Origin of the sequence: Eisenbergiella porci (assembly GCF_009696275.1) — a bacterium.
Lineage (GTDB): Bacteria > Bacillota > Clostridia > Lachnospirales > Lachnospiraceae > Eisenbergiella > Eisenbergiella porci.
Genome location: NZ_VUMI01000080.1, coordinates 1 through 15,776, shown reverse-complemented (window position 1 = coordinate 15,776; position 15,776 = coordinate 1). Strand labels below are relative to the sequence as shown.

The window sequence follows — 15,776 nt, the reverse complement described above, 5'->3', positions numbered from 1 at the left end:
ATAAAGGCAAAGGTGGAATAGACGGAATGCAGGTGGATGAACTTGATACGGGAAGGAAAATACAAACCCAATCCAGTCCGCAGGGTGGAAATACCCAAAGAGGAAAAGGGCAAGGTCAGGAAATTAGTTTACCACATCAAGGTAAATGGGAACCCGGTGGGAATGCTGCCGGAATGCCTGCCGCGTATCGGGCTGCGGTTTCTGCTCAATGACCCATGTGAAAATGCGCAGTGGTACGGTAGAGGGCCTCTTGAGACATATCCCGACTGTAAGGAAGGCAACCGGGTGGGTCGTTACCGGGCGGATGCCGATGCTTTTTATTTCCCTTACGTGGTGCCTCAGGAAAACGGAAACAGGGAAGATACCAGATTCGCGGTTTTTGAAGGAAAAAGCAACGCCCTGTATCTGGCAGGCGAAAGCCTTTTTTCCTTCAGTATCCTGCATTATTAGGAGCTGACCCGTGCTGCGCATACCTGTGAACTTCACAGAGAAAATAAGGTGTATCTTCAGGCAGATTACGCGCAGAATGGTTTGGACAGCGCAAGCTGGGGGCCGGAAGCGCTTCCTCAGTACAGGCTGCGCCCGCTTCCTTTTCATCTGAAATGGCAGTTGGGGGCGGCCGGGTGCGGGAGTGTCTGGGAACAGGCCCGAGGAGCATGGAAAGCGCTTGCGGAAAGCAGGGCGGTGAAAAGTAATGAATAATAACAGGGAAGGAAGAAGCAGAGGAAGCCCGGCGGAAAAGGACGGGAATGAAAAAACGGTCAGGAAAGAAATCTACCGCCTGAATATACCCATGATTTTGGAAAATCTCCTTCAGGTATCGGCGGGACTTATTTCTACGGCAATGATAGGGCGGCTGATGGCATCCGATATCTCAGCCCAGGGATTATGCGTGCGAATTACGGATACCCTGTGGTGTTTCTACAAAGGCGTTGCCATAGGAGCCACGGTTCTGATCGCCAGAAGCTTCGGAGCCGGAAAACGGGATAAATGCAGGAGAGTGGCGGAACAGACGCTGCTGACAGAAATCCCCATCGCTTTGCTTTTAGGTGTGGCGCTGTTTTTTGTGGGAATGCCTGTCTTCCGCTTTTTTACGGAGGATGCGGGAATTCTGGTTAAGGCGGGAGAATACATGAGAATCATTGTATTCGGGTTCCCGTTTGTGGTTATCATGTCGGTGGTGACGGCAACCTTTCAGGAGCATGGGAATACCAGGACGCCTATGTACATAGCGGTGGCGGTAAATATTATCAATATCATTTTCGGTTATCTTCTCATATTCGGCCCGGGCCTGCTGCCGGAATTCGGAATCAGGGGGGCGGCCATGGCGCTGGTGTCATCCCAGGCGGGAGGCGCCTGCATCGGTCTGTATCTGCTATACAGAAAAGGCGGCCTGCTGCGGAATACGGAAGAGCAAAAGTATCATTTGCGGCCTGACGGCCGTTTAATCAAAGAGATATACAGGACAGGAGTACCGGCGGCGCTTGAAAGCATGTTCTGGCAGTTTTCCGCAATCATTCTGAGTAAGGTAATCCTTGCTTACGGTGAGAATTCATTTGCAGCCTACCAGCTGGGCATACAGGCGGAAACCGTGACGGAAATGCCTGCCATCGGCTTCAGCACGGCCTCCACAACGCTGGCGGCACGCGCGCTGGGACAGACTGATGACCAATAACCCCAAGCTGCAGGCCATCGGGGCGGTCTATGTATTTATTATGGGATTTGTACAGATTCCGCAGAATCTGTCCCGTATTTATAACGGCACAGATTTTTATGGACAATCAGGACAGCTGCGGCGTATATGCGGACTACATAAATGAGGCGGGCGCCTCCTTTAACTGTACCAAGCCTCCTATCCATGCCTGGGCATTTCAGAAAATGTGCGCTCAGAATGCTTTCTTTTTGCAGAAGGAAATTCAGGAGGAGGCCTATGAAAGCTTCTGCCGCGTTACGGATTACTGGCTCTGCTGCCGCAGGACGCCGGGAGCTGTGATGCCGGTTTATTTTCACGGAAATGATTCAGGCTGGGACAACGCTTCTGTTTTCCATCGGGGTTTTCCTGTGGAATCCCCGGATTTGAGCGCATTTCTTATCTATCAAATGGATGTGCTTTCCCGTATGGCGCAGGAGCTTCACAGGCCGGAGGAAAGTGCGGCATGGAAGAAAAAAGCGGATGAAATGTATGGGCGCTTTTTTGAGAGGTTTTTTATAAACGGCAGATTGTGCGCATGGTATACGCCTGAACGGCAGCAGATTATGGAAGGGGACAGTCTGTTAATGTATATGCCGCTACAGATTGCCTATCGGATGGAAAAGAAAACGGCGGATGAACTGGTGCGTCAGATGCTGGAGCGGTTTGAGATGCCGTACGGGCTGGCAACAGAAAACCCCCGGAGTAAATATTACAAAACGGGCGGATACTGGCTGGGGCCTGTCTGGGCGCCGGTTATGTATCTGATGATAGATATGCTGCGGGACAACGGCTATGAGCAGGAGGCGCGCAGGCTGGCGGAGAAATTCTGCCGTGTCACGCAAATCGGGCTGATGAGTGAAAATTATGATCCCTTTACCGGGGATGGCTATGACGATCCGGCTTTTTCCTGGCCCTCCTGCGTTCTCCTGCAGCTGCTGTGGGAATATCCGGATCTGGGAGAGGAGTAAAACGTGAAGGAATACTGGGGAATGCTGGGACTGCTGCTTGTCACAATTATCTGGGGCGCGGGATTTACCGCCAGCGATATTGCGTTACAAAGCCTGGAACCTTTTCAGATTATGCTGACGGGAAAAGCGGTGGAGAAGTATCGCCCCATGGCGCTTAATTTTGTACAGATGGCGACGGCCTGCATATGTTCTCTGGCCGGGCTGGTATGCGGCCGGAATGTGAAGGTAAGCTTTACTGCCGGCGGGGTATTGTCGGTTTTATATCTGGGTGCGGTGAGCACAGCGCTTACTTATCTGCTGCAGACCCTTTCCCAGAGGTATGTGGATGAAACAAAGGCGGCGGTCATACTATCTCTGGAAGCGGCATTTGGCTGCCTGTTTTCCGTATTGCTTTTAAAGGAGCATATAACATTGCGCATGTTGGCGGGAGCGGGGATGATTCTTTCAGCGGTGCTTATCCCGGAGATAAAATGGAAACGCAGATTGATCGGCAATGGCGTGGGTAAGGGAGAAAACGGGGGTAAGAAATAAAGCGGGAAAAGAATGGCGCAGTATGCCAGCTTCCTCTTTTTCCGGCCTGCAATCCATGTTAGAATATATTTCTGGGGAAATATCCGGTAAACAGCCTTGTGGAGGTTATCCTTTTGCCGGGGATAAATCACATGCAAAAGACAGGGAAGGCTGCATATTTGCATAGGAGTTCCTCAGAATATTACTGACAGTTTTCAGACGGAAGGAGAAATGAAATGCAGGCATACTTGTTTGTACATTTCAAAGAAAAGACGACCCCTGACGGGGAGCAGGTGTATTTCGGCCTGAGTAAGGACGGATTCCACTGGGAAGAGGTGAACGGCGGAAACCCGGTGCTCTGGACCTATTACGGGGACAAGGGCGTGAGGGATTTCACGATTACCCGGTGTGAAGGGAATGGGAAATTTTATATTTTTGCCACGGACTTAAGCCTTTCCTATGGTATGAGAAACCAGTATCATGGTTCCTGGGACGAAATCGGAAGGAACGGCAGCAAATGCTTTTCCGTATGGGAATCGGACAATCTGGTTGACTGGACGGAGCAGCGGCTGGCAAAAATCGGGGATGAGAATTTCGGCTGCCTGTGGGCGCCGGATATTATTTATGACAGGGAAAACGGGGATTATCTGCTGCACTGGTCGTCCTCCCACAGCTGCAATAATTATGGAAGGAAAGGGATTTATTACAGCCGTACGAAGGATTTTAAGGAATTCAGCGCTCCTGAGGTTTTATACCGGAAAGAGGACAGCGGCGTGATTGACTCCGCGATTTATGAGGAAAACGGCTGGTATTATATGTTTGTCAAGAGTGAAGGAAACCCGGAGAAGATCATCCTTCTGCGGTCCGCCCATGCAGCGGGACCTTACGAGCGTGTGGAGGCCTTTGACGAAAGCATGGAAGCTGTGGAAAGCGGCCTGTACGAAGCGCCTACCGCGGTGAAGCTGGAGGATGGCCGGTGGTGCCTGTTCCTGGACTATTACGGCGTTCCCGGCGCGGGACAGGGGTATGTCCCCTTTGTGGCGGACAGCCTGGCGGACGGACATTTTGTACGCTCGGACTCTTCCTTTGATTTCCCTTATGGCTTTAAGCATGGAACAATACTGACCATTTCCATGGAGGAATATGATCGGATAAAATCCCATAACTGGTCGGATAAGGGGTATGTATAAAGCTGGCGGATGTGATATAATATGGAAGGGCAGTAACTGTGCAGGGACTGGACAGTTACTGCCCTTTAATCACAGGAGGAGAAAGCAATGACAAAGAAACAGGTTTATAACCCCTATTTGCCATCCTACGAATACGTACCGGATGGGGAGCCGCATGTATTCGGCGGCCGTGTTTATGTTTACGGAAGCCATGACCGTTTTGACGGTGAAATGTTTTGCCTGAACGATTATATCTGCTATTCGGCGGATGTGAAGGATTTGACGCAGTGGAAGTATGAAGGCGTTATTTTCAGAAAGGATCAGGACCCCAGAAACCAGAACCCTACGGAAACGGAGCCAATCCGTAAAATTTACAATGTGAAGTCTAGGTTTGGAAATGGTCTGAATCCTCCCGGAATCCATGCTCTCTGGGCGCCGGACGTGGTGAAGGGGCTGGATGGAAAATATTATTTATATTATTGTCTGGATTTCCTTCCGGAAATCGGCGTTGCGGTTTGCGATACGCCTGCGGGAAGCTATGAATTCCTGGGCTTTGTGAAGCATGCGGACGGTACTATACTGGGAAGAGGGGAGAATGATCTGGGACAGTTTGATCCCGGTATTTTTATAGATGATGATGGGGAAATCTATCTGTATTCCGGCAACGCGCCCATGCATAAGGAGCATATCGGAGGGAAGCAGGGCTCCCAGGTGATGACGCTGGAAAAGGATATGGTTACCCTGAAAACGGAGCCCCGCCTGCTTCTGCCCTCCATTGCGGACAGTGAGGGGACAAGCTTTGTGGGCCATGAGTTTTTTGAGGCCAGTTCCATCCGTAAAATCGGAAGCACCTATTATTTTGTATATTCCTCTGTCCTCAGCCACGAATTGTGCTATGCGGTCAGCAGCAGGCCTGACCGGGATTATATTTATGGCGGGACAATCATAGATATCGGAGATGTGGGACTTGAGGGAAGATGCGCCAAGGATGCCCTGAACTGTCTGGGAAATACCCATGGCGGCATTGAATATATTAACGGGCAGTGGTATGTTTTCTACCACAGGCAGACCAACCGCACCCAGTTTTCCAGACAGGGCTGCGCGGAAAAAATCAGCATAGATGCGGATGGGCATATCAGGCAGGTGCCGGTGACCTCATGCGGTTTGAATGATGGCCCGCTGGCCGGAGAAGGGAAATATCCCGCTTATATCTGCTGCAGGCTGACCGGAAAGGACGGGGCTGTATTTTCTTCCCAGGGGGATATGGAATTCAGGTTCCCTTATCTTACCCAGGATATTCCGGACAGGGATCCTGATGCGGAAGGCGTGAATACGGAGGAAGGGCTTCCCGTCCAGTATATAGCCAATGTGGGCGACGGCACGGTAATCGGGTATAAATCGTTTTGTTTCAGCGGGACAAAAAAGATTACCATGCTTGTAAGAGGCTGCGGTAAGGGAACCGTGACCGTTTCCGCCGAAGCGGAAGGAAAAGCGGCCGGAACAATCCGCGTGGATGTGGATTCGGATTCCTGGCAGGAGGTTTCCGGCGAAGTAAATATGCCGGACGGCGAGCAGGGTTTGTATTTCCGCTATGATGGGGAAGGCAGCTTTGATTTTATTGCATTTTCATTGGAAAAGGTCCGTGTTTGATTATAAGGAAGAAGAAATTGTACTGCACGGCTGTCAGGGAGATGTGTATCACTGGAAAAAGCCGGAACGTGTATAATATGTATTATTTTGTACCAAAACGGGGCAATCGGGAGGAAATCAGATGAATCAGAACAGGAAACCAATTGATTATGCCAAAGCATCCTGCGAAACGATGATGCGGAAATTCGCGGCGCAGGATCTGCCGCCCAAAGGACATTTCCATTATCACCAGGGTGTTTTCCTTTCAGGGGTATATCAGACATACAGGCTTTGCGGCGATGAGAGGTATTTTCAGTATATCAAAGACTGGGTGGATTCCATTATCGATGAGAATGGGGAAATACATACCTTTGACAAGGGGCAGCTGGATGATATCCAGCCGGGGATTCTGCTGTATCCGCTGTTGGATAAAACAGGAGATCAAAGGTATCAGAAGGCGCTGGATACCTTGCTTCCTATCATAAGGGATTTTCCCAGAAACAAGGACGGCGGATTCTGGCATAAGGAAGGATGTCCGGAACAGATGTGGCTGGACGGCCTGTATATGGCCGGACCGATTTGTGCGGAATATGCCGTCAGGTTCCGGCAGCCGGAATATCTGGAACTTGCTGCGAAGCAGGCGCTTCTCATGGAGGAAAAAACAAGGGATGACAAGACCGGCCTGTGGTATCATGCATGGGACTGTTCCCATCGTGAGGACTGGGCGGATCAGGAAACAGGGCTGTCTCATGAATTCTGGGGGAGAAGCATAGGCTGGGTGCCGGTTGCCATTCTGGACGAACTGGATTTTATGGAGCCTTCCCACCCGCAGTATGAAAAGCTGTGTGCCCTGGTGCGTAATCTGCTGGAGGCTGTCTGCCGTTATCAGTCTGCAGACGGCCGCTGGTATCAGGTAGTGGATAAAGGCGGAAAAGAGGGCAACTGGCTGGAAACCTCATGCTCCTGTCTGTATACGGCCGCCATTGTAAAAGCGGTGCATAAGGGGATTTTGCCGGAGCAGTACCTGGAACAGGCCGTCAAAGGGTATGAAGCGGTTATCCATTCTCTGGCCTGGGAGGGAGAGGATCTCCTGGTGGGCGGCGTGTGCATCGGAACCGGCGTGGGGGATTACAGGCATTATTGTGAGCGCCCCACTTCAGTAAACGATCTGCATGGAGTTGGCGCCTTCCTGCTGATGTGCGCGCAGATGGAGACGGTGATGTAATTCAGGATACTGGAAAGTAAACGTAAAGGTCCGTATTTTGATTCTGGTAACGGAATGAGAATACGGACTTTTTGTATTGCCATGTTTAAAAAGATATGTTATTATAATTCCGTCACACAGCAGTATCTACGCTGCTGTAATAACAGGCCGTTCAGGCCGGTCTTTCATTTCGGCGCTTCTTTTCGAAGCAAAAATCCGTAAATGACAACAATTGAAGACAGGAGGAGCATTTATGGCAAATAAGCTCAGGAATTATTTCCCGCTCATCAGGGAACGAAAGGAGGTGTTAAAGGAGATTGGCGAAAACAGCGGACTGTATGCGGTATTCACGGGCTGGAAGCCGGAGCAGCAGGAGGAATTCCTTGATTTCTGTACAGGGATGAAGGGGGTTAAAATCCTCTATGATTCTTTTTTTAAAGAGGTCATGAACCCGGAGTATACGCCTGGCAGGCTGAACCGGTTTCTGTCGCTGCTGATTGGGAAAAAGGTAACGATCCGGCAGGTGATTCCCAACGACGGCAGCAGGATTGCCGATGAGAATACGCTGCTGATCACGGATATTGTGGTGGAGTTTGAAGACGGAAGCCTGGCAAACGTGGAAATCCAGAAAATAGGCTATTCCTTTCCCGGAGAACGCAGCGCCTGTTATTCCGCGGATTTGCTGCTGAGGCAGTACAAAAGGGTACGGGATGAGAAAAACAGGACAAAGCAGAAGTTCAGCTATAAGGATATCAAAAACGTATACATAATCGTTTTGTTTGACAAAAGCGCAAGAGAATTTCATGCTGTTTTGGGAAAACACCTGCATAAATCCTACTGGGGCTTTGATACAGGTCTGGAAGTTGAGCTTCTGCAGAACTTTATCTTCATTACGCTTGACATTTTTCGTAAAAACATGGAAAATAAAAGCATAGAGAATGAACTGGATGCGTGGTTAATGTTTTTCAGTTCCGAGGATCCGGAACGGATAATTGAACTGATAGATAAATACCCGATGTTCAGGGAGATGTATGATGATATTTATGAACTCTGCCGGAATATGGAAAAGGTGATGGGTATGTTTTCAAAGGAATTGCGGGAACTGGATCGTAATACAGTGCAGTATATGATTGACGAGATGCAGGAGACGATTGACGCGCAGGCAGCTGCGCTTGAGGCAAATGAGAAAAAACTGGAAGCAGAAAGAAAACGGCATGAAGAAGAGCTGGAAAGAGAAAAAGCAAAATATGCGGAAGCCCTTAGGTGTATAGAGGAACTGAAAAGAAAATCCAGTTCGGATCCTTTGCAGTAATCTGTTTTTAGGTGGAATTTCTGCCATATAAAGAAATAGTAAACTTTGTATTCGTTAAAATTAGAATCCGGATTGTCACTCGGCTATACGCAGTAAATGGCAATCAATAATTTGAGGCGGTATCCAATCAGGGGGAAACAGCGGCTGTCCAACCTGGGTGCCGCCTCTTTTTTAGTATGGCACCTTTGATTCAGGAGAATGTCCATAGGAACACAGGAACGATAAAAACCTTATTGGTTGTTTTGGAAACCAGTCATCAGTTTAAATACAGTAAAATATGGCAGTTGCTTCAGGGGTCAGTCAATTTATGGATATGGAGTTATAAAGGTATGCGGGGAACAGGAAGCTATTCATTATTCAGTAATTTAAAATATATCTTTCATGAGCTGAAGCGCTTTAGTATAAGCGGCATCATAATATCTTTTCTGGAGATTCCGGCGAAAATAATGGTTTCTCTGGTCACGATTTATTCACCCAAAATTGTTTTGGATGCAATTCAGAGGCCGGCAGATATCAAAGAATTTACCATGACCATTATCTTTATTACCTTAATTCTGGCCGCAATGTTTATTATAGAGCTTTATTCACGCAACACAGCAGCGCATTGTGCGAATGCTTTTGTCCTTACCCATATGCAGCGCATATGGCTGAACAAAGCAGCCGATATGGATTATGAAGCTTTTACATCGGAAGAGGGAAAACAAAAGGCCGAGAAGGCGCGCGCAGCTTTGGAAGATGGGAACAGAGGAGGGCTGGGGACATATTTTCCGCGATTTTCCGCAATGCTTATGAATACGGCAGGATTTATTTCATACAGCACAGTTATCATGAAGCTGCATCCGCTTACCGTTCCCATACTTATTGTTTTCTATCTGATTAATCTTGGGGGAACGCTTTATGTGGAAAAAATAAAGCAGGCGTCAAAGGATGATATTGCAAAGGCAGGCAGAAAGCTTAATTATATTGCCTACAGGACCAGAGGCCTTGATATAGGAAAGGATATCAGGATCTATTCAATGACGGGCTGGCTGAGGGCTATGGCGCTTAAGGCAAAAGAGGATAATATCCGGATACAAAAAAGAATCGCAGATCGCCAGTTTATTCTGGACCTGGTTAATATTGTATTGGTATTTATAAGAGACGGCGGGGCTTATGCCTATCTGATATATATGGTATTGGGCGGACACATAACTATCGGTGATTTTGTCCTTTATTTTGCCGCGATTACAGGACTTGGCGAATGGTTTGCCAAATTGGCTTATTTCGCGGCCTGAGAGAATTTGATTCCATTCTGCACGGACAGATGCAGCTGGTAATTTTAAATTCTTTTATTGTATCCCTGACACCATATGTGCCGATTTATATGTCATCGCGTATTATCAATGAACTTACCGGAGAGCGGGATAAAAATACTGTCCTTCTACATATTAGTTGCAGTTACCGCCGGCCTGGTGCTGACGGTTTTGTCCTCTTATATGAAAAAAAGAATAGATGTCGGTTATCATCAGCTTTTTACATCTCATGAAATACGATTGAATGAGAAAGGCCACAGACTGCCATATATGAATATGGAGGAGCCTGAAATAAGGGAGCTTCGCGATCAGGTTTCAGATAACAGCGGCGCAACAGGGGCAGGTATGGCAAGTCTTTACTGGGATATGGAAATCCTTGTAAAAAGCCTTTGTTCAGCCGTCATTGCCATCTTTTTGTGTGCGGATATTTTCCGCGGTGCATCCAGCCGGGAATTTACAGGTATTTACAATGTGGTGAATTCACCCTTCGCAATCGTTATTTTAGCGGGGCTGATAGCTGTGAGCGTTTTTATTTCATCAAAAATGACAGGAAAGCTGTTTGATGTATCGCTTGATGTATTTTTAAATGGAGCAAAATACCAGAGATACGGGAGGCGGTGGTTTTCTGGCATGAAAAACTGGATGTACAGAAGGAAATGGCGCTGTCGGAGCATTATATGATTCTCACCTCCGCGGCCAGGGACATGCAGGCGCTGGACAGCCGGGGAAACGGCGGGAACTATAATATGGAGGAACTGATGCAGCCCTATACACAGTTCAGGCAGGACGGGCACAGGTCGCTTTATCTGTATCATGGCGGCCAGCTGCTGTATTCCGATGAAACAAAGCGGACAGGGAAGGATGCGGAGAATGCGCCGGCGCCCAGCCTGAAGAAGAGCGGCCAGCGGGAAATACGGATGGTGAAGGAAAAAAAGAAACCGGGGAATACGGCTTCCTCTATGTGGAGGGGTGCTTTCCCCAGCCCTATGAGGACTATTCCCTCATCTATAAATACAGCCTTAAGGATATTTATAAGAACTGGAGAGAAATGAAAAATCTGCTTTTTTTATGCGGCGGTGTGTTTTCGCTTTTACTCTCCCTTTGCCTGATAGCGCTGCTGAACCGCCTGTTCCATCCGCTGCAGCAGAGACGGCACAGGGCAATTTATGAAAAGTGTATCGCCGTAAAAAAGAAAGGCAGGAAAAGAAAATGAGAGAGAACAGAAAAGTTGGGAAAAACAGGATGGAAAGAAAAATGAGAAAAAATAAGGGAGCAGGAATTCTGGCCGCCGTGACAGGCGCTTTTGCCCTTGTATGCGGCTGTGCGGCCATGTTCAGCGGCATGGCGGAGGCGGCAGCGGCACCGATATGGGAAGGACGGAGCGGATTCCCACCGTATATAACCTTCCGGCTGCGGCACAGAGCCAGACAGCGCCGGAAGGCTACAGCAAAGCCAGCTATACGGCAGTTTCGGATCCGCTGGAATATTATCGGGATAAAAAGCCCGCGGAAAATGATCTGACCCAGGAGGAAGCGGCGGAAATCGGTGCGCAGCTTTTATGGAGGCTGTTTGAGGTCAGGCTGGACGGAGCCACGGTTTATATGGGCTATGATAATGGAACGGAAACCTTCCCCAGGGCGTTCTGGAGCGGTGATGTGAGGTTCGGCACAACCCGGAGGCCTGAGGATAACTGCTATACTTTTATGATAGATGCGGTAACGGGGGAAGGCTTTTCGGCAGCGTATGGCAGGACTCTGAGCGTAAAAGTAGATTTGGGGCTGGATGCGGCGCTGGCAAAGGATCCAGGTGAATACATGAAGCTGGCAAAGGAGTTTGCGGAAAAAAAGAATCTGGTCGGCGGTGCGGTGAAGGAATGCGACTATAACAGTCAGGGCTACAGCTCTAACGATCCGACCATTACTATTGATGTATATGGCGTCAGCGGGGAACGTGTTTCCATCACGTTTTCCCGGTATGACCGGGCCGTACTGGGGATTTCCCTGGATGCAAACGAAAAAATCATGGAGATGATGCAGAAGCTGTGGGAACAGGATGCCGCGGAAATGGATAATAACATGGCAGGGGGCATAACGGGAAATGCGGAGGAAATCACGGAATTGAAGGCGAAATAGCCCTGCGGTCAGTGCGAAGCGCTGGCCTGCGCAGCTAAATGGTCTGCTCTGTATGAACTTTAGCCGGAAATTCATTACTGAAGCGTTACAAAATTTATTGCCCAGGCATTACGCAATTTCATATGATTGACATTGGCGGCAGGAAAGGATACACTGATTCTGCATGTGTTTTCAGATGGACATCCAGGAATAGTAAAAGGGGGAACTTACGATGAGCGAATACAGAAAAGCAAAACCTGAGGAAAGGGAAGCCTGTATTGAATTTGCAGATTATGTTTTCAGTAAAGCGCACTGTCCGCATGATTTCGAAACGTTGATACCGAGGGTTTATGGAGAAGGCGTTGATTCCGCCTCCATGCACCGTATAGCAGTGGATGAGAGAGGAAAAATCCGCGCCCTGATTGCGGTTTTGCGGGAAGAGCTTGAAGTGGGCGGCAAAGCGCTGCAGGCAGGCTTTGTGGGAACCGTTTCAGTACATCCGAAGGCGCGGGGCGAAGGCCATATGAAGGTTCTGATGGGCGAATGGCTGAAGGAAATGTGCGAAACCTGTGACATTGCCGTTTTAGGCGGCCAGAGGCAGCGATATGAATATTTTGGATTTACGCGGGGCGGCTCGCAGTACAAATATTCGGTAAACAGCTCCAATATTCGTCATGCACTGAAGAAGACGGACTGCGGCGGCATTTCTTTTTGTCCGCTGGAGGAAGCGGAGGGCGGATACGAGCTTGTTTACAACATTAACAGACAGCGTCCTGCCCGGGTGGAGAGGCCGAAGGAGCAGATTGGCTCCATTGTGCGGAATATGGGGGAAAAGGCCCTGGCAGTGCTGGACAACGAAAAGTTAACCGGATATATCCTTGTCAGTGGGAACGGTGATACGGTGTGTGAACTGGGACTTTTGGATGCGGGAATTATGGAGGCTGTGATTAAGGCGTATCTTGCTTATACAGGGCGGGATGAAATTGAGATCGTGGCGTCTGCCTATGATAAAGCGCTGAACCAGTGTATCGGACGCTTTGCAGAGTCTTATTGCGTGGAACCCAGCGAGATGTTTCAGATTTTTGATTTTGCCAATGTCCTGGAGGCTTATCTTTCACTGAAACAGAAAACCCTGGGACTGGCTTTGGGTGAATTTTCAGCGGTCCTGGACGGACAGCCTGTAACGGTATGTGCGGATGAAAATGGGATTTCTGTAGAACGTACGGCAAAGCTGGGGGCGGCGGTGCTTGATAAGCATCAGGCGCAGGAACTCCTGCTTTCAGAATATGGCCGGTTCATGGATGTGCAGGCTCCGGCGGGCTGGTTCCCGCTGCCGGTATTCTGGTATGCGGCGGATTCTTTCTGAAAGATTTTTCTTGTAAAATGATATAGAAAGCGATTGGGCATCTTCCGGTTTCCTGACCGGAAGATGCTTTTTTGAATTCTGAAGAAAGTGTATGGTTACCAGAAGGATACTAATATGCCTGGAGATACTATCCCACTTTTATGTGCGTACTTTTTTTGCAGCAAAACCGGGTATATGATGGATATAGAACATGAAACTAACTGCGCCGTATGTTCCTGCAGTGCCGGCCGAATATGTTGCGCAGTGCCGCGGGGAATGAGGGCAGCAGCTGAAATTGGGGAAGTAAAGTGGAAAAGGAGAAACTGATATGGAAATGAAAATGATGGACAAACTGAAAAACCTGGATGAATGGAACGGAAACGGAGAGTTTCAGGCAAGGACGAGCGCACAGGGGATGATGCGTGCAGCGGAAGGCGCGGGAACGGCATGCGGCTCTGCGTGCGGTGCGGCGGATCCGGAGAAGAAGCCGGGTGCATGCGGTTCTGCTTGTGGTGCGTCAGATCCGGAGAATAAACCGACTGCGTGTGGCGGAACCTCAGATCCGGAGCAGCCACCAGGCGCCTGCAATTCCCCCTGCGGCGCATCAGTCCCTGAAAGGTAAAACCCCGTCCTGACCCGCACCAATCCTACCCCGCCCCGCCGCCATAGATAACCCGACCATAACAGCCAGCCCACATACCGGAGGAATACAGAATGAACCCTTATTTCGCCTTTCAATGGCACATAACAGACAACTGCGATCAGCGGTACAGGCACTGCTACATATTTTCTGAAGACAGCTGTAAAAAGCTGGCTGAGATGTCCTATAGCGATATGGAAAAGGTGCTGGACAACTGCCTGGATATGTGCGGAAAGCTGTCCCGTACCCCGTATTTTTGCATAACCGGAGGCGACCCCATTCTGCACCCTGATTTCTGGAGGCTGCTGGAACTGCTGAAAAAGTATGAAATCACCTTCGCCATTCTGGGAAACCCCTTCCATCTTAATGATGAAGTCTGCCGCCGGCTCTACGATTATGGCTGCCGTAAGTACCAGCTTTCCCTGGATGGATTGAGGGAAACCCACGACAGCTTCCGCAAGCCCGGCTCCTTCGACATTACCCTGGAAAAAATTAGCTGCATCCGCAGGGCGGGTATGTATTGTGCCATCATGTCCACCGTATCTAAAACCAATATGGACGAAATCTCCGGGCTGATTGATGTAGTTGTGGAAAAACAGGCCGATGTTTTCGCCGTGGGCCGCTATTGCCCCACCAGTGAGGAAAAAAGCGCGGAATTCCATATGGAACCCCTGGAATACCGGGCATATCTGGAAAAATGCTGGGAAAAGTTTGAACAATATAAGGGCTGCGGCACCACCTTCCAGCTCAAGGATCACCTGTGGACCCTGTTCCTTTATGAAAAGGGAATATTCAAAATCCCGGAGAACCTGAAACCAGACACTATTTATGACGGCTGCCACTGCAGCATCTGCCATATGACGATACTGCCCACAGGCGATGTCTATGCCTGCCGCAGGATGGAAAGCAGGATTGGAAATGCCCTGACGGACAGCATGGCGGATCTGTTTCTGGGAGAAAAAACGGATCAGTATCGGCAATATGACAGCTTTGAAAAGTGTGCCGGCTGTGAACTTCTCCGCTTCTGCAGAGGCTGCCCTGCGGTAACCTTCGGCTATACGGGAAATATGTACGCGCCCGATCCGCAGTGCTGGAAAACAACTTCATCCCCAAATGCCTGAAGCGGCGCAAGAAGCTTCTCCAGGCATTTTCGGGAAGGACAAAAAGGAAAGGAGCAGCCGATGAACGCGCAAACCTGTATTCGAAAACTGCGATATGTATGCAGCACATCCATGGGAACCGTAGATGCTCACGGAAATCCCCAGGTGCGAATTATCAATATCATGCATGTGGAACCGGAAAAAGGAGAAATTTATTTTGTAACCGCCAGAGGAAAGAATTTTTACAGAGAGCTGCAGAATGGAAAAGAGGCCGCTATCACGGCGCTCACCCGTTATCAAGAATAAAAGGAAACAGCGGGCCAATCGGGGAACTGGCAGCGCTTCTGAAAAATGCGGATGCAGTTGTAGTGGGGGCAGGTTCCGGCCTGTCCACCGCCGCAGGGCTTATGTATTCAGGAGAACGTTTTACGGCAAATTTCCGTGAATTTATAGAACGCTACGGATTAAGGGATATGTATTCCGCCGGTTTTTACCCGTTTCCTACTCAGGAAGAAAAATGGGGTTACTGGAGCAGGCATATTTACTATAACCGTTATGATGTGGCGCCCGGAAAACCCTATCTGGATCTGTACGCGCTTCTGAAGGATAAAAATTATTTCATACTCACCACCAATGTGGATCATCAGTTCTGGCTGGCAGGTTTCCCGGACGAACGCTGTTGTGGTGTCGATGTTCACAAATCTTTTCTCGTTGCCACAATTGTAAAAACCACTGGTGGCATTGAGCCTTCTTACCAAAAAAAGCGCTTTTCCACCTTTAACAATTCAATTCTTGAATTTAAG

Annotated in this window: 16 protein-coding genes and 2 pseudogenes; 17 read left to right on the top strand and 1 reads right to left on the bottom strand. The window is 49.1% G+C overall.

Features of this window, described 5'->3' with window-relative positions; all coding sequences use genetic code 11:
* Positions 1 to 36 precede the first annotated feature (36 nt).
* The 11 genes and pseudogenes from FYJ45_RS31230 (at position 37) to FYJ45_RS27320 (ending at position 10,829) form a co-directional block, all read left to right on the top strand.
* A pseudogene (locus FYJ45_RS31230) lies at positions 37 to 702 on the top strand (beta-galactosidase small subunit-related protein).
* The gene (locus FYJ45_RS27365; protein ID WP_154468168.1) at positions 695 to 1,675 is read left to right on the top strand and encodes an MATE family efflux transporter; all 981 of its coding nucleotides are present in this window, start codon (positions 695 to 697) and stop codon (positions 1,673 to 1,675) included. The pseudogene FYJ45_RS31230 and the gene FYJ45_RS27365 overlap by 8 nt, the downstream one beginning before the upstream one ends.
* A 29-nt stretch (positions 1,676 to 1,704) precedes the next feature.
* Entirely contained in the window at positions 1,705 to 2,661 is a 957-nt protein-coding gene (locus FYJ45_RS27360; protein WP_154468167.1) for an MGH1-like glycoside hydrolase domain-containing protein, read from the top strand.
* A 3-nt stretch (positions 2,662 to 2,664) separates the two neighbouring features.
* Complete coding sequence (locus FYJ45_RS27355; RefSeq protein WP_276893362.1) at positions 2,665 to 3,192, top strand: DMT family transporter; 528 nt, start codon at positions 2,665 to 2,667, stop codon at positions 3,190 to 3,192.
* Between the two features lie 215 nt (positions 3,193 to 3,407).
* Positions 3,408 to 4,361 (top strand): glycoside hydrolase family 43 protein, encoded by a 954-nt coding sequence (locus FYJ45_RS27350; RefSeq protein WP_154468166.1) that lies wholly within the window; start codon positions 3,408 to 3,410, stop codon positions 4,359 to 4,361.
* Between the two features lie 87 nt (positions 4,362 to 4,448).
* Positions 4,449 to 5,990, top strand: coding sequence for a family 43 glycosylhydrolase (locus tag FYJ45_RS27345; RefSeq protein ID WP_154468165.1), 1,542 nt, complete (start codon positions 4,449 to 4,451; stop codon positions 5,988 to 5,990).
* A 121-nt stretch (positions 5,991 to 6,111) separates the two neighbouring features.
* Positions 6,112 to 7,194 carry a glycoside hydrolase family 88/105 protein gene (locus FYJ45_RS27340; protein ID WP_154468164.1) on the top strand — a complete coding sequence of 361 codons (1,083 nt, stop codon included), beginning with the start codon at positions 6,112 to 6,114 and terminating at the stop codon, positions 7,192 to 7,194.
* Between the two features lie 232 nt (positions 7,195 to 7,426).
* A complete protein-coding gene (locus tag FYJ45_RS27335; RefSeq protein ID WP_154468163.1) occupies positions 7,427 to 8,485 on the top strand; it encodes a PD-(D/E)XK nuclease family transposase in 1,059 nt (352 codons plus the stop codon).
* Positions 8,486 to 8,931: 446 nt separating this feature from the next.
* Positions 8,932 to 9,759: an ABC transporter ATP-binding protein gene (locus FYJ45_RS27330; protein ID WP_154468162.1), complete on the top strand. Its 828-nt coding sequence runs from the start codon at positions 8,932 to 8,934 to the stop codon at positions 9,757 to 9,759.
* A gap of 108 nt (positions 9,760 to 9,867) precedes the next feature.
* The gene (locus tag FYJ45_RS27325; protein WP_154468161.1) at positions 9,868 to 10,458 is read left to right on the top strand and encodes a hypothetical protein; all 591 of its coding nucleotides are present in this window, start codon (positions 9,868 to 9,870) and stop codon (positions 10,456 to 10,458) included.
* Entirely contained in the window at positions 10,455 to 10,829 is a 375-nt protein-coding gene (locus FYJ45_RS27320; protein ID WP_195842014.1) for a hypothetical protein, read from the top strand. The genes FYJ45_RS27325 and FYJ45_RS27320 overlap by 4 nt, the downstream gene beginning before the upstream one ends.
* Here the strand turns inward: FYJ45_RS27320 and FYJ45_RS30135 are convergent.
* Positions 10,797 to 11,120 carry a hypothetical protein gene (locus tag FYJ45_RS30135; RefSeq protein WP_154468159.1) on the bottom strand — a complete coding sequence of 108 codons (324 nt, stop codon included), beginning with the start codon at positions 11,118 to 11,120 and terminating at the stop codon, positions 10,797 to 10,799. The two genes, FYJ45_RS27320 and FYJ45_RS30135, sit on opposite strands and share 33 nt — an antisense overlap.
* 24 nt (positions 11,121 to 11,144) lie before the next feature.
* Between FYJ45_RS30135 and FYJ45_RS27310 the strand changes: the two genes are divergently transcribed.
* The 6 genes and pseudogenes from FYJ45_RS27310 to FYJ45_RS27290 form a co-directional block, all read left to right on the top strand.
* The gene (locus tag FYJ45_RS27310) at positions 11,145 to 11,909 is read left to right on the top strand and encodes a hypothetical protein (RefSeq protein ID WP_154468158.1); all 765 of its coding nucleotides are present in this window, start codon (positions 11,145 to 11,147) and stop codon (positions 11,907 to 11,909) included.
* A 211-nt stretch (positions 11,910 to 12,120) separates the two neighbouring features.
* Positions 12,121 to 13,254 (top strand): GNAT family N-acetyltransferase, encoded by a 1,134-nt coding sequence (locus tag FYJ45_RS27305; protein ID WP_154468157.1) that lies wholly within the window; start codon positions 12,121 to 12,123, stop codon positions 13,252 to 13,254.
* 307 nt (positions 13,255 to 13,561) lie between these two features.
* Positions 13,562 to 13,855 carry an ACGX-repeat peptide gene (gene acgA / locus FYJ45_RS27300; protein ID WP_235931043.1) on the top strand — a complete coding sequence of 98 codons (294 nt, stop codon included), beginning with the start codon at positions 13,562 to 13,564 and terminating at the stop codon, positions 13,853 to 13,855.
* A 92-nt stretch (positions 13,856 to 13,947) separates the two neighbouring features.
* The gene (gene acgM / locus FYJ45_RS27295; protein WP_154468156.1) at positions 13,948 to 14,994 is read left to right on the top strand and encodes a radical SAM/SPASM domain protein, ACGX system; all 1,047 of its coding nucleotides are present in this window, start codon (positions 13,948 to 13,950) and stop codon (positions 14,992 to 14,994) included.
* Between the two features lie 60 nt (positions 14,995 to 15,054).
* Entirely contained in the window at positions 15,055 to 15,279 is a 225-nt protein-coding gene (locus FYJ45_RS29960) for a pyridoxamine 5'-phosphate oxidase family protein (protein ID WP_195842017.1), read from the top strand.
* Between the two features lie 62 nt (positions 15,280 to 15,341).
* Positions 15,342 to 15,776, top strand: a pseudogene (locus FYJ45_RS27290) (hypothetical protein); the annotation flags it as partial.